At 64.0% G+C, this 13,616-nt stretch carries 13 protein-coding genes; 6 read left to right on the forward strand and 7 right to left on the reverse strand.

What is annotated here, in order from left to right; all coding sequences use genetic code 11:
* Positions 1-41: 41 nt before the first annotated feature.
* Together FRF71_RS08860 and FRF71_RS08865 are read right to left on the reverse strand one after the other, a co-directional pair.
* The gene (locus FRF71_RS08860) at positions 42-632 is read right to left on the reverse strand and encodes a TetR/AcrR family transcriptional regulator (RefSeq protein ID WP_161597923.1); all 591 of its coding nucleotides are present in this window, start codon (positions 630-632) and stop codon (positions 42-44) included.
* A 48-nt stretch (positions 633-680) separates the two neighbouring features.
* A complete protein-coding gene (locus FRF71_RS08865) occupies positions 681-2,183 on the reverse strand; it encodes an amidase (protein ID WP_147090316.1) in 1,503 nt (500 codons plus the stop codon).
* A 135-nt stretch (positions 2,184-2,318) separates the two neighbouring features.
* On the opposite strand from FRF71_RS08865, the gene clpP reads away from it, so the two are divergent.
* From clpP to FRF71_RS08880, 3 genes are all read left to right on the forward strand, one after another.
* Positions 2,319-3,005, forward strand: coding sequence for an ATP-dependent Clp endopeptidase proteolytic subunit ClpP (gene clpP / locus FRF71_RS08870; RefSeq protein WP_147090317.1), 687 nt, complete (start codon positions 2,319-2,321; stop codon positions 3,003-3,005).
* Positions 3,006-3,137: 132 nt separating this feature from the next.
* On the forward strand, positions 3,138-4,394 hold the full coding sequence (gene clpX / locus FRF71_RS08875; protein ID WP_147090318.1) for an ATP-dependent Clp protease ATP-binding subunit ClpX: 1,257 nt from the start codon (positions 3,138-3,140) through the stop codon (positions 4,392-4,394).
* 107 nt (positions 4,395-4,501) lie between these two features.
* On the forward strand, positions 4,502-5,077 hold the full coding sequence (locus FRF71_RS08880) for a fasciclin domain-containing protein (RefSeq protein WP_147090319.1): 576 nt from the start codon (positions 4,502-4,504) through the stop codon (positions 5,075-5,077).
* A gap of 76 nt (positions 5,078-5,153) precedes the next feature.
* Here FRF71_RS08880 and FRF71_RS08885 read toward each other — a convergent pair whose 3' ends face one another.
* Together FRF71_RS08885 and FRF71_RS08890 are read right to left on the reverse strand one after the other, a co-directional pair.
* Positions 5,154-5,645, reverse strand: a complete 492-nt coding sequence (locus tag FRF71_RS08885) for a nuclear transport factor 2 family protein (protein WP_161597924.1) — start codon at positions 5,643-5,645, stop codon at positions 5,154-5,156.
* Between the two features lie 33 nt (positions 5,646-5,678).
* Positions 5,679-6,647, reverse strand: coding sequence for a cation diffusion facilitator family transporter (locus FRF71_RS08890; RefSeq protein WP_147090321.1), 969 nt, complete (start codon positions 6,645-6,647; stop codon positions 5,679-5,681).
* A 327-nt stretch (positions 6,648-6,974) separates the two neighbouring features.
* On the opposite strand from FRF71_RS08890, the gene FRF71_RS08895 reads away from it, so the two are divergent.
* Entirely contained in the window at positions 6,975-9,674 is a 2,700-nt protein-coding gene (locus FRF71_RS08895) for a TonB-dependent receptor (RefSeq protein WP_147090322.1), read from the forward strand.
* A 76-nt stretch (positions 9,675-9,750) separates the two neighbouring features.
* On the opposite strand, the gene mtgA is transcribed toward FRF71_RS08895, so the two are convergent.
* The 3 genes from mtgA to FRF71_RS08910 all read right to left on the reverse strand — a co-directional run bounded on the left by mtgA (position 9,751) and on the right by FRF71_RS08910 (position 12,513).
* Complete coding sequence (mtgA, locus tag FRF71_RS08900) at positions 9,751-10,476, reverse strand: monofunctional biosynthetic peptidoglycan transglycosylase (protein ID WP_238339156.1); 726 nt, start codon at positions 10,474-10,476, stop codon at positions 9,751-9,753.
* 62 nt (positions 10,477-10,538) lie between these two features.
* Positions 10,539-11,459 carry an RNA polymerase sigma factor RpoH gene (gene rpoH / locus FRF71_RS08905; RefSeq protein ID WP_147090323.1) on the reverse strand — a complete coding sequence of 307 codons (921 nt, stop codon included), beginning with the start codon at positions 11,457-11,459 and terminating at the stop codon, positions 10,539-10,541.
* 100 nt (positions 11,460-11,559) lie between these two features.
* Positions 11,560-12,513, reverse strand: coding sequence for an RluA family pseudouridine synthase (locus FRF71_RS08910; protein ID WP_147090324.1), 954 nt, complete (start codon positions 12,511-12,513; stop codon positions 11,560-11,562).
* A 16-nt stretch (positions 12,514-12,529) separates the two neighbouring features.
* Here FRF71_RS08910 and FRF71_RS08915 point away from each other — a divergent pair, with 16 nt between their 5' ends.
* Positions 12,530-12,925 (forward strand): M67 family metallopeptidase, encoded by a 396-nt coding sequence (locus FRF71_RS08915; RefSeq protein ID WP_147091599.1) that lies wholly within the window; start codon positions 12,530-12,532, stop codon positions 12,923-12,925.
* A gap of 26 nt (positions 12,926-12,951) precedes the next feature.
* The gene (locus tag FRF71_RS08920) at positions 12,952-13,590 is read left to right on the forward strand and encodes a histidine phosphotransferase family protein (RefSeq protein ID WP_147090325.1); all 639 of its coding nucleotides are present in this window, start codon (positions 12,952-12,954) and stop codon (positions 13,588-13,590) included.
* Positions 13,591-13,616 lie beyond the last annotated feature (26 nt).

Genomic DNA, 13,616 nt, shown 5'->3' on the forward strand with positions numbered 1-13,616 from the left:
GGCGCCAATGGCGACCGCCCCGTTTGCTTTTCCAAAGCAGGCTATTCGGGGGTGAAGGCGCGCCGGACGTAGTACGGCATCTGCTCAGCGATCACTTCGAGCGGGTGCGCGTTCATGCCGATCCGGCTCATCCGCCCGATCCATTGCGGCGCGCCCGAGGCGAGCGCCACGAATACGTCTGGCGGTACGGGCGGCAAGCGGCCGGCGGCAATGTGCGGCGCGGCCCATGCCTGGCCGCGGCCGCTCACGATGTCATGCACATCCTGCGATTGCTGGGCAAACTGCTCGATCCATTTCGAGCCCGAGGCGTCGAACATGAAGGCGGCAGCACCGGGCTCTTCCAGTTGAAAGGCAAAAGCGGCGCGGACTGCTGCCTCAATCCCGTCAAGCGGATCTTCCGGGGCCATCATGGCCGCCATCACCCGGTTCCAGAAATCGCGCCGGACATGACTGTAGACGGCGAAACCCAGCGCCTCCTTGGTCGGGAACTGGTGGAATAACGCGCCGTTGGAGACGCCGGCCGCACGACACACTTCCGCTACGGACGTGCCGTCAAACCCCTTGGCCAGGAACAGATCCTGCGCGGCAGCAACAATCCTGTTACGCGTATCAATAGAGCGACTCTGCTTCACCCCCAGAGGTCTGCAATAATTCGGATGGTTGTGCAATTGTTTAGAGCATCACTCCCCCCAACGCTTTAGCGAGGGGCGGGGCAGTGCGGCTGTGCGGGCGCGTTCATAGGCCGCGCCGGCCTGCAGCACCGCGTGGTCCTGCCACTTCGCGCCCATCAGCGAGAGCCCGACGGGCAGGCCCTCGACCGCGCCCATCGGCACGGTCAGGTGCGGATACCCGGCGATCGCGGCCAGGCTGCCGGCCCCGATCCCGAGGAAACGATCCCCGGTCACCAGGTCGGTCGACCAGGCCGGACCGGCGGTCGGCGCGATCAGCAGGCTGACCTTGTTGTCGGCCAGCAACTTGTCGATCCCCAGCTCCCCTGCCAGCTTTAGCGAATTGGCGCGCGCCTTGGCATAGGCTTCGGCATCGGTCAGCTTGTCGGCCGCGATGAAGGTGTCCTGCCCGAACCAGCGTAGTTCCTTGTCGGCATTGGCGCGGTTGAATTCGATCACTTCGGTCAGGCTGCGCGGCAGGCCGGTGCCGGGCAGGGTCTTGAGATAGGCGTTCAGATCGCGGCGCAATTCGTAGCGCAGCACATAGCCCTCATCGCGGAACATCGCGCCGTCGGGCTGGAAGTCGATCTCGATGATTTCGGCCCCCGCTGCCTTGAGGTCCGCCACGGCCTGCTCGAACACCTTGCGCACGCCCGGGTGGTTGCCCACCGCACGGGTCAGCACGCCAATCCGCATGCCCTTGAGGGTGGCGGTGGCAAGTCCCTGGGTGAAGTCGGTCAGCTTAGCATCGGCCTCCGCTGTTGCCGGATCGGCGGGATCGCTGCCGGCGATCGCCTTCAGCAAAAGCGCGGCATCGGCCACGCTGCGGGCCATCGGCCCGGCGGTATCCTGGCTGGAACTGATCGGCACCACGTGCGTGCGGCTGACCATGCCGACCGTGGGCTTGAAGCCGACGATCCCGTTGACCGCGGCCGGGCAGGTGATCGAGCCATCAGTCTCGGTCCCGATCGCGGCCCAGGCCATCCCGGCGGCAATGGCCGCACCGCTGCCAGAAGAAGAGCCGCAAGTGTTGCGGTCAATCGCATGCGGATTGCGGGTCAGGCCCCCGACGGCGCTCCAGCCCGAGGTGCTGGGCGAGTGGCGGATGTTGGCCCATTCGCTGAGATTGGTCTTGCCCAGCACCACCCCGCCGGCCGCGCGCAGCCGGGTGATCATGGGCGCATCGCGGTTGGTGCGATTCGCCACCAGCGCGAGCGACCCCGCCGTTGTTGGCCATTCACGCGTTTCGACATTGTCCTTGACCAGCACCGTGCGCCCATCGAGCGGACCGGTGCCGGCCAGGCGGGCGGCTTCCTGCGGCGCGGCCGGGTTGGCGGCAATCACGGCGTTAAGCTGCGGGCCCTTCTCGGCATCGTCGAGCTTGGCAATGGCTGCGAGGTAAGCCTTGGCTTCGGCCGCGCGTTGGGCCGGTGTTTCGGCCTGGACGGGCGATCCAGCCAGGGCCAGAGCGAGCAGGGCGGCGGCGGAGGCAAGCGAACGGGGCGCGGCGGGCATTCATCAACTCCGGACTGAAAGAATTAACCTGCGCCGACCTTATGGTCGCGGCGGGGCAAACATCAATCGGTTAACGCCCTTGAACATCGCGCGGCCAGCGCCGACATAGGGCGGCCAAACCAAATGAGGACTAACATGCTCGACCTGTTCAATCAGCCCGGCGCCCAGGGCAAGTTTACCCAAGACCCGATTACCGGCGCGCTGATCCCGGTGGTGGTCGAGCAGTCGAGCCGCGGCGAACGCAGTTTCGACATCTATTCCCGCCTGCTGCGCGAGCGGATCATTTTCGTCACCGGCGAGGTTGAGGACCATATGGCCTCAGTGATCGTCGCCCAGCTGCTTTTCTTGGAAAGCGAGAATCCGTCGAAGGATATCTCGATGTACATCAACTCGCCCGGCGGCGTGGTAACTGCGGGTCTCGCGATCCACGATACCATGCAGTATATTCGCCCGCGCGTTTCCACGGTCTGCATGGGCCAGGCCTGTTCGATGGGTTCGTTCCTGCTGGCCGCCGGTGAGCCGGGCATGCGCATTGCCCTGCCGAATGCCCGGGTGATGATCCACCAGCCTTCGGGCGGGGCGCGCGGCATGGCCAGCGACATTGAAATCCAGGCCCGTGAAATTCTGCGCCTGCGCCAGCGGATGAACGCGCACTATGCCAAGTACACTGGCAAGACGGTTGAGGAAATTGCCAAGGCGGTTGACCGCGATACCTGGCTGGAAGCCGAGGAAGCGCTGGAATTCGGCCTGGTCGACAAGGTCTTTGAAAGCCGTCCTGCCAGTGAAGCCGATGCCAGCGGCTCGGGCGGCGCACCGGAGTAAGCCGCGAAGGCTTTGCTAACCTTGCCGCTTCAGCTTGGGGCAAGCTGCCCTGTGCTAAGCGCTAGGATTGATTAATGCACTCGCCCGGTTAGGATTGGGCGAGTCCCGCCTTTGCGGGTGACAGGAATAGGCATGACGAAATTGAGCGGATCCGACGCGAAGAGCACCCTCTACTGCAGCTTCTGCGGTAAGTCGCAGCACGAGGTGAGGAAGCTCATCGCCGGCCCGACCGTGTTCATCTGCGATGAATGCGTAGAGCTGTGCAACGACATCATCCGCGAGGAGACCAAGGCCGGTATCGCCGGCAAGAAGGATGGTGGCGTTCCCAGCCCGAAGGATATCTTCGAAACGCTGAACGATTACGTGATCGGCCAGGACCGCGCCAAGCGCGTGCTCTCGGTCGCGGTCCACAACCACTACAAGCGCCTGAAGCACAGCGGCAAGGGCGGCGATGTCGAGCTGTCGAAGTCGAACATCCTGCTGGTCGGGCCAACCGGTTCGGGCAAGACCCTGCTGGCCCAGACCCTGGCCAAGACCTTTGACGTGCCCTTCACCATGGCCGACGCGACCACGCTGACCGAAGCCGGTTACGTGGGCGAGGATGTCGAGAACATCATCCTCAAGCTGCTCCAGTCCAGCGACTACAATGTCGAGAAGGCCCAGCACGGGATCGTCTATATCGACGAGATCGACAAGATCAGCCGCAAGGCCGAGAACCCCTCGATCACCCGCGACGTTTCGGGCGAGGGTGTGCAGCAGGCGCTGCTGAAACTGATGGAAGGCACCACCGCCTCCGTCCCGCCGCAGGGCGGGCGCAAGCATCCGCAGCAGGAATTCCTCCAGGTCGACACGACCAACATTCTGTTCATCTGCGGCGGGGCCTTTGCCGGCCTTGAAAAGATCATTGCCGATCGCCTGCAGAAGCGCTCGATCGGGTTTGGCGCGCATGTGGCCGATCCGGACAAGCGCAAGGTTGGCGAATTGCTGCAGAAGGCCGAGCCGGAGGATCTCCTCAAGTTCGGGCTGATCCCCGAATTCGTCGGCCGTCTGCCGGTGATCGCCACCCTGGAAGACCTTGATGTCGAGGCGCTGGTCAAGATCCTGCGCGAACCCAAGAACGCGCTGATCAAGCAGTACTCCAAGCTGTTCGAGCTGGAAGACGTGACCCTGACCTTCACCGAGGATGCGCTGGAAGCGATCGCCAAGCGGGCGATCGAACGCAAGACCGGCGCGCGCGGGCTGCGCTCGATCGTTGAAGGGCTGCTGCTCGACACCATGTTCGACATCCCGAGCGAGGCAGAGATTGCCGAAGTCGTGATCGACAAGGACGTGGTCGAAGGCCGCAAGGACCCGGTGCGCGTGCTCAAGGCCAAGGAAGAAGCAGCCTGACGTTGTTGCGGGGCGCTCTGTCCCGCCGATACGTCCTTTCGCCCGTGTCGTAAGCGCTGTTGCAAGACCTATCTCCTGTGCCGGGGGCGGACACAGGAGTAAGTCTTATGAACCGCATCAATCTCAAGCTCGCAGGTATCCTGGTTGCCGGTCTGGCGGCACTGGGCACGCCGGCCCTGGCCGATCACCATGGCAAGAAGCCGGCCACCACTGTCGGCGGCGGGCAACTCTCGCCGACCGCGACGATCGTCGAAAACGCCGTGCAATCGAACATGCACAACACCCTGGTCGCCGCGGTGAAGGCGGCTGATCTGGTTGGCGTGCTGTCGGGTCCGGGGCCTTTCACGGTCTTCGCGCCGACCGATGGCGCCTTTGCCAAACTGCCTGCCGGGACGGTCGAAACGCTGGTCAAGCCTGAAAACAAGGCAGCGCTCGCAAACATCCTCACCTACCATGTGGTGGCCGGCAAGGTAACCGCGGCAGACGTGCTGGCGGCAATCAAGGCCGGCGGCGGCAAGGCCGAACTGACCACCGTGCAGGGCCAGAAGCTGACCGCCCAGCTCAATGGCCAGAACGTTGAGGTGATCGATGCCAATGGCGGCAACGCCCAGGTCATCAAGGCCGACGTGCTGTCGTCCAACGGCGTGATCCACGTGACCAACGCGGTCTCGCTGCCCAAGTAAGCACCATCCTGCACCGCCAAAAACAACGGCCGCGCAGCTTGTGCCGCGCGGCCGAATTGTTTGGAGCGGTTCGGGTCTAGTTCGACTGCTTGAAGAACACTTCGCCGTCGCGCTTGACGATCACTTCCTTCTGCACCGTGGCCTTGAGCTGCCAGGCATCGCCGTTCTTTACCCAGGTGTCATTCGAGGTCACCTCGAACTCCATGGTCATCTCGTTGCCGTCGGGTCCGGGGCGGGTCGCCTTGGCGCTCAGCTGCTGCTTCACCGCCGCGGTATCGCCGGTTACGGCGGCTTCCAGCACGGTGGTCTTGGCATCGCGGCCCATGGCACCCGGCATGCGCTGCATCATCGCCGCGACCGCGCTGGCATCGCGCACTTCGCCCTGGATGTCCGTCATCGTATAGCCGGGGGCCATGATCGCGCTTACCGCCGCCTGGTCTTGGGCCGCCATGGCGCTGCGGAAGGTGTCGTAGCGGCTCTGGAACAGGGCCTTGGGGTCTTCCTGCGCCAAGGCGCTGGTGGCCATTGCCACGGCGGCAACGGCGCCGAACCAGGGTGAAACGCGCATCGGTAATCCTTTCATGATCAGGCCCCTGAGGCCTTAATGGTGATGCCCGCCGTGGACTGCAAGGCGGCAAGGTTCAGCGCCAAGCTCGATCTGGATGGTCGAATGATCGATCCCGAACCGGTGCGCCAGCTCCTCGGCCAGTTGATGCAGCACGGTATCGCCGGGGTGCCCGCCGGGCATTTCGAGGTGTGCAGTCAGCGCGGTCTCGGTCGTGCTCATCGGCCAGATGTGAAGATCGTGGACCGTGCTCACGCCCGGGCGGGCCATCAGCCAGCGCCGCACTTCGTCCGGATCGATCCCCGGGGGTACGGCCAGCAGGCCCAACCGCACCGCGTTCTTGAGCAGGCCCCAGCTGCCCCAGCCGATCGCAAAAGTGATCAGCAGGCTGGTGAGCGGATCGATCCAGGCCTTGCCGGTCAGCCAGATCGCCGCCCCGGCCACGACCACGCCAGCCGAAACCGCCGCATCGGCCAACAGGTGGACGAAGGCGGCGCGCAGGTTGAGGTCAGCCTTCTGCCCGCTTGCAAACAGCATGGCCGACAGGGCGTTGATGGCGATGCCCGCTGCCGCCACGCCCATCATCACCTCGCCCTCGATCGGCTGGGGGTAGAAGAAGCGGTGGATCGTCTCGAACAAGATCGCGCCCAATGCGACCCACAGCAGCGCAGCATTGGCAATCGCGGCAAGGATGGACGAGCTTTTGAAGCCATAGGTATAGCCGGCCTGCGCGGGCCGGGCGGCCAGCACACTGGCCCCCCAGGCCAGCAGCAGGGCCAGGACGTCGGAAAGGTTGTGACCGGCATCGGCGAGCAGCGCCATCGAGCCGCTCCACAGCCCTGCCGCCACCTCGATGACAACGAAGCCCACGTTCAGGGTGACCGCCACGGCAAAGGCCCGGCCCGAACCGGCAACGCGGTGCTGGTGATCGTGATGATCGTGGTGGTGGTGGCCATGGCTGCGGTGGTGGTGAACCCCCGGTCCATGATGATGCGCGCCGCTCATTCTGGTCCCTTCCGCGCAACCGTTGCACAATTGCCGCAGTGCAGCAAGAATCGTTATCGTCGCGCGCTGTAGCAACACCGGGGATTTGGGCAATTTGCAGCGATGTAAGCAGCAATCTTATGCTCACCGGAACATTTACGAAACTTTGTGTCGCGTGCCCCTGCGCTAGTCCAGCCCCGGGTCAGCGCTAGTCACAGGCTTGTCACACAGGGCTGTTTAGTGCGCGGCGCAGCGCCGCTATTAGCGTCCGCAGCCGGCGCAGGGGCGATTCGCCCGGCGCCCGAAGTCACGTGTTTCAGCAGCTTGCTAACAGGGAATCCCTTCGTCATGCGCATCAACTCAGCCCTGACCACCGCCGCCAGCAGCTTCGCCATCGGCGTCGCCGCGCTGAGCGCTCCGGCCTTCGCCCAGTCGACCGGCTCGATCGAGTTCGAAAAGGAAATCATCGTCACCGGGACCCGTTCGGGCACCCAGGAAGTGGCTGGCGTTTCCGCTCCCGATACGGCCAAGGCCAAGGCGGTGCTGACGCAGGAAAACATTGAGCGCCAGAACCCCGGCCAGACCATTCTCGACACGATCAACCAGATCCCGGGCGTCAGCTTCCAGAACAACGACGCCTATGGTTCGTCGGGCGGCACGCTCAACATCCGCGGCTTCTCGGCCGATCGCGTCAGCCTTACGTTTGACGGCGTGCCGCTGAACGATTCGGGCAACTATGCGGTCTACTCGAACCAGCAGATCGACCCGGAACTGATCGAGCAGGTCAACGTCAACCTCGGCACCACCGACGTCGACAGCCCGACCGCTTCGGCAGCCGGCGGCACGGTCAACCTGCGCACCAAGCGTCCGGACCGCGATTTCGGCGTGATGCTCTCGGGCAGTGCCGGTCAGTATGACTTCATGCGCATCTTCGCCAAGGTGGAAACCGGCGATCTGACCGAAAGCGGCCTGCGCGCCTGGTTCGCGATGAGCCGCGCGACCAATGACAACCCGTTCAACAACTACGGCAAGGTCAACAAGCAGCAATACAACGCTCGCATCTACCTGCCGCTGGCTGGCGATGATTTCATTTCGCTTGCAGGCCACTACAACCAGAACCGCAACAACTTCTTTGGCTCGCTCCCGCTGCGCCTCGATGCCACGCGTACGGTTGGTTCGGCCTCCATCAATCGCTATCCGGCCAACTCCGACGAGCGCAAGTACCTGATCAACTACCCGTGCTTGCTTGATACGCCGCAGGCTGGCGTGGCTGATAGCCCGGCTCCGGCGGTCCTCGGCGCAAGCTGCGGCACCGAGTTTGACCGTCGCTACAACCCGTCGAACACCGGCAACATCCGCCTGTCGTCGCGGTTCACCCTGTCCGACAGCCTCGTCCTGACGGTTGACCCCAGCTACCAGTACGTCAAGGCAAACGGCGGCGGCACGGTTACCGGTCGCGAAGCCCTGCGCGATATCGATCCGGGTGCCGGCGTGACCAATGTCGCGGGCTACCTTTCGGGTGCCCCGGTCTTTGGTCGTGACGTCAATGGCGATGGCGACATTCTCGATACCGTGACCGTGCTGGCGCCGAGCCAGACGCAGACCCACCGCATCGGCGTGATCGCCGGCCTGCGCTGGGAAATGGACGAGCACAACACCTTCCGCGTCAACTACACCTTCGACCGCGCCCGTCACCGCCAGACTGGCGAAGTCGGCCTGCTTCAGGTCAATGGTGAGCCGTTCGACGTGTTCCCGGTAAATGCCGGTGAAAAGGACGTCACTGGTGCTGTCCTGCAGAAGCGCGACCGTCTGTCGCTTGCGATCCTGCATCAGTTCTCGGCCGAATACCGCGGCGAGTTCATGGATGAGCGTCTGGTCGTTACGGCCGGTCTGCGTGCGCCGTTCTTCAAGCGCGACCTGACCAACAACTGCTTCACTAGCTCCGCTGGCGGCTTCGTGGAATGCTTCGGCACCAACACCGCCCTCAACACGACCGCTGCAACGCTCAACCCCTATGTGGTGACGACCAATGCCACCACCGGTGCGATCTCTGTAACCGGCTGGGCGCCGCCGCAGAACCGCGTGCTCAATTACAAGAAGATCCTGCCGAACGTCGGTTTCGTGTTCGACATCACCGAAAACCTCAGCCTGTTCGGCAACTTCTCGCAGGGCATTTCGGTGCCGGGCACCGATAACCTGTACAATGCCTTCTACTTCCCGGCCGGTACCGCCCGCGCCAAGCCGACCCCGGAAACCACCGACAACTTCGATGCCGGTCTACGTTACCGTTCGGGTATGGTTCAGGCTCAGGTCTCAGGTTTCTACAACCAGTTCCATGATCGCCTGGCCTCGGCCTACGATCCGGAAATCAACCAGACCGTCTATCGTAACCTGGGCAATGTGAAGAAGTACGGGATCGACGGTTCGCTTGCGATCGAGCCGATCGAGAACGTCAGCCTCTACATCTTCGGTTCGGTCATGAAGTCGAAGATCCGCGATAACATCGCCGTTGGCGAAAACCGCGATGGCACGCCGATCTACGCCCTGACCGCCGGCAAGCGCGAAGCTGGCGCGCCCAAGTACACCTTTGGCGCCTCGCTGCGCGGCTCGCTGGGCCCGGTTGACCTTGGCATCACGGCCAAGCGGACCGGCGAACGCTACATCTACGACACCAACGAAGCGACCTTTACCGGTTCGTTCGTGCCGGAAGGTGCGAAGGCCTGCACGACCGCCGCGACCCCGGTTTGCACCACACCGGTTGCGCCGGCTGCTGCAACCCAGGTCTACAACACCTCGGCCCCTGCTTACTGGCTGGTCAATCTCGATGCCCGTCTGAAGCTCGGCTTCCTCGGTCTGAACGATCAGACCTTCCTGCAGCTGAACGTCTACAACCTGTTCGACCAGTACTATGTCGGCGGCTTTGGCGGCAACCTGAACCAGACCCAGACCTTCAACCAGACGACTGGTGTGTCGTCCTACGGCAACCCGGGCTTCGTCCAGATCGGCGCTCCGCGCACGATCAGCGGCACCGTGGTGTTCAAGTTCTGATCGATCCGGTCAGTTCAACCGAACAAGGGAAAGGGGCGCTGCGGCGCCCCTTTCTTTTTGTCCGGGGGAAGCTGGTTCAACGGTAAACGCAGGCGTCGAGCGCTTCGTTGCGAACCACCCCGCTACGCGCGGCAATGGCGTTGCCATGGCGGCGGGTGAAGCCGGTGGCGCCGGTGACTGCGCGCCTTTTGGGGCTGGGCAGGGCGGCGGCGATGCGGGCCGCCTCAACCCGGGTCAGCCGGGCTGCACTTTTCTTGTAATAGCGCTGGGCCCCGGCTTCGACGCCGTAGGTCCCGATCCCGGTCTCGGCGACATTGAGGTAGACCTCCATGATCCGCCGCTTGCCCCAGATGTGCTCGATCAGGAACGTGAACCACACCTCCAGCCCCTTGCGGGCATAGCGATCCCAGCCCCAGCCCTGCCACAGGAACACGTTCTTAGCGGTCTGCTGGCTGATCGTGGAGCCGCCGCGCAGCTTGCCGCCGCGCTGGTTGCGCTCGATCGCCTGCTCGATCGCTTCCTGGTCAAACCCCTGGTGCAAACAGAACTTGGCATCCTCGCCCGCGATCACGGCGGCGACCATGTTGCGGTCAATCCGGCTGAGCGGGGTCCAGTCCTTCTCGAACCCGTGCGGATCGGCAATCATGGTGATCGTGATCGGTACCGGCACGAACTTGTATAGCACCGTGATCCCCAGGCTCAGCACCAGGAACCAGACGATCAGCCGGCCGATCCACCAGCCAAGGTTGTAAGCGAAGCCATGCTTGGCGGCGGGTCGCGAGGGCGTGAGGAAGCGCATCATCACCCGCAGGCTAGCGCGACAGCCGCGCCGCGCCAATCCTCTGGCACGGCGCGGCTGTTAACTTAGGCTGCCGGCAACAGGCGCCGGTCGTTGGCGATGCGGAGCATGGCCTTCTGCAGCTTTTCGAAAGCGCGCACTTCGATCTGGCGGACGCGTTCGCGGCTGACCTGGTATTCCTGGCTCAGCTCTTCAAGCGTCTGCGGCTCGTCAATCAGGCGGCGCTGGGTGAGGATGTGGCGCTCACGCTCGTTCAGGCTGCCCAGGGCTTCGGTCAGCAGCGCATGGCGCACGCCGGCCTCTTCCAGCTCGGCCACGGTCTCGTCCTGCAGCGGGCGGTCGTCCTGCAGCATGTCCTGCCACTGGCCTTCGCCTTCCTCGTTGAACGAGACGTTGAGCGAGGCATCGCCGCCCATCATCATCCGGCGGTTCATGTTCACGACCTCGGTCTCGGATACGCCGAGCTTGGTCGCAATCGCCTTTACGTCGTCAGGGTGGAGATCAGAATCCTCATATGCATCGAGGTTCTTCTTCATCCGCCGCAGGTTGAAGAACAGCTTCTTCTGCGCGGCGGTGGTGCCCATCTTCACGAGCGACCAGCTGCGCAGGATGAATTCCTGCATCGAAGCCTTGATCCACCACATGGCATAGGTCGCCAGGCGGAAGCCGCGATCGGGTTCGAATTTCTTGACGCCCTGCATCAGGCCGATGTTGCCCTCGGCAATCAACTCGGACACGGGCAGGCCATAGCCGCGGTAACCCATGGCGATCTTGGCGACGAGTCGCAGGTGGCTGGTAACCAGCTGCTTGGCCGCATCGGGATCCTGGTGTTCCTGATAGCGCTTGGCGAGCATGTATTCCTGCTCGGCCGTAAGCACCGGAAACTTACGGATTTCCGCCAAATAGCGGTTGAGGCTCTGTTCAGGCCCCAGGCTGGGTACGCTGGTGCCACGGCTGGCGGGCAACTTGCGCTTGGTATCGGACATTCGACTAACCGTCCTTTCGTTCGTCGGCTTGCCGTTGGAGGACCCTAATAGAGGCATCCCCGGGTGGCGGCCACACAGACTTTCTAGTTACTGCAATCGCTCAGGTTTGTTTCTCCAATTCGACCAACAGCCCCGCCATGTCGGCAGGCAGCGCGGAAACGAAGTTCTGCGCGGCCCCCGTAACGGGGTGGATGAAGCCCAGCTCTGCTGCATGCAGGGCCTGCCGGGCGAAGTGAAGCTGGGTGAGAATCGGCCGAAGCCGCTGAGGATTGCGTCCATATACAGGGTCTCCCAATAGCGGATGGCCAATTGACGACATATGAACGCGGACCTGGTGGGTCCGCCCGGTTTCGAGCCGGCATTCGACCAGTGACGCGAATCCCAGCGCCTCGATGAGGCGGTAATGTGTAACCGCATGCTTGCCGCGCTTGTTGAGCGGGTGGAGCACGGCCATCTTCTTGCGGTCATGATCGGACCGGCCGATGTGGCCGCTGACCGTGCCGCTGGGCGGCTTGGGCACGCCGGCAACAATCGCCAGATAGGCGCGGTGGATCGAATGGTCGGCAAACTGCCTGGCCAGCCCCTCATGTGCGGCATCGGTCTTGGCGACGACCAGCAGACCAGAGGTTTCCTTGTCGATCCGGTGGACGATGCCGGGGCGGACGACCCCGCCGATGCCGGACAATTGCCCGCGGCAATGGTGCAGCAGGGCATTGACCAGCGTGCCGTCAAGGTTCCCTGCAGCCGGATGGACCACCAGCCCGGCCGGCTTATCGACCACGATCAGGTGCTCGTCCTCGAACACGATGCTCAGCGGGATATCCTGCGCCGCCGCCTCGGCCGGGGCGGCTTCAGGCACGGTAATCGCAAAGGCGGTTCCGGCGGCCGGCTTTAGGCTGGCCTGGCCCGAGACCTTGCCATCAAGGCTGACCCTGCCTTCGCCCATCAAGGCCTTGACCCGCTCGCGCGACAGGCCACTGGCAAGGCTTAATGCCTTGTCGAGCCGCTCGCCGCCCGGCAGCGTGCCGGAAATGATGCGTTCCTCCCCGTTCATTGCTAGGCAGATGGCGATGGAAACGGCGGTGACAAGTGGCGCGAAAGCCACACTCCTGGCAGAAGCGGCGGCGGCCCACCCGCTGGAGGCCTGCGGGCTGCTGCTTGGCGCAGATGGCCGGATCGACGCCGCCGTGCCGGTGCGCAACGTTCACCCTGATCCGGCCCGCCATTTCGAGCTTGATCCGCAAGCCTTGATCGCCGCGCATCGCGCCGCGCGGGCCGGCGGGCCGCAGGTGCTGGGCTATTACCATTCGCACCCGACCGGCCCCGCCAGCCCCTCTGCCACAGACCGGGCCTCGGCCAGTGGCGACGGGCGGATCTGGGCAATCGTTGCGGGCGAAGCGATCGGCTGGTGGCGCGATGCGCCCGACGGATTTGAACCGCTTCCCCTGCGAGTCGTGCCGAGTTAAGGAGGGGCAAAGGGGACCTGAACCGCATGACCGACTATTCGCTTGATCTTGCCAGCCTGCTTGCCTCGCGGCTGTGCCATGACCTGTTGAGCCCGGTCGGTGCGCTTACCAATGGCCTCGAACTTCTCGCCGACGAGAAGGACCCCGAAATGCGCAAGCGCTGCTTCGAACTGCTTGAGCAGAGCGCGAAGATCAGCGCCGACAAATTGAAGTTCTTCCGCCTCGCCTTTGGCGCTGCCGGCGGGTTTGGCGAAAGCGTCGCGGTGGATGAAGCCAAAGTGCTGGTAGATGCCCTGGCGGCCAACAACGCCCGCGTCACGGTCAACTGGGCGCTCGGCGTTACCAGCCTGCCCAAGCCGGCGATCAAGGTACTGCTGAACTTCGCGCTGCTGGGCATGGAAGCCCTGGTGCGCGGCGGCACGCTCGATATCGGCGCCGAAAGCCGCGGCGGGGCGAGCGAGATCGTGGTCCGCGCGTCGGGCCCGCGCATCGCGTTCGACAAGGAAATCGGCAAGGCGCTGGAAGGCGAACTGGGCGAGGGCGGGCTGACCAGTCGCAACGCCGCAGCGTTCATGCTCTACCAGATTGCCGCGCGGCAGGGCGGCGGGCTGCAGTTCGCGATCACGGAAGACGCGCTCGTGCTGGGTGCGGTCCTGCCAGAGTAGACTTTCCCCCTCCCGCTTGCGGGAGG

It is taken from the genome of Novosphingobium ginsenosidimutans (genome assembly GCF_007954425.1).
Lineage (GTDB): Bacteria > Pseudomonadota > Alphaproteobacteria > Sphingomonadales > Sphingomonadaceae > Novosphingobium > Novosphingobium ginsenosidimutans.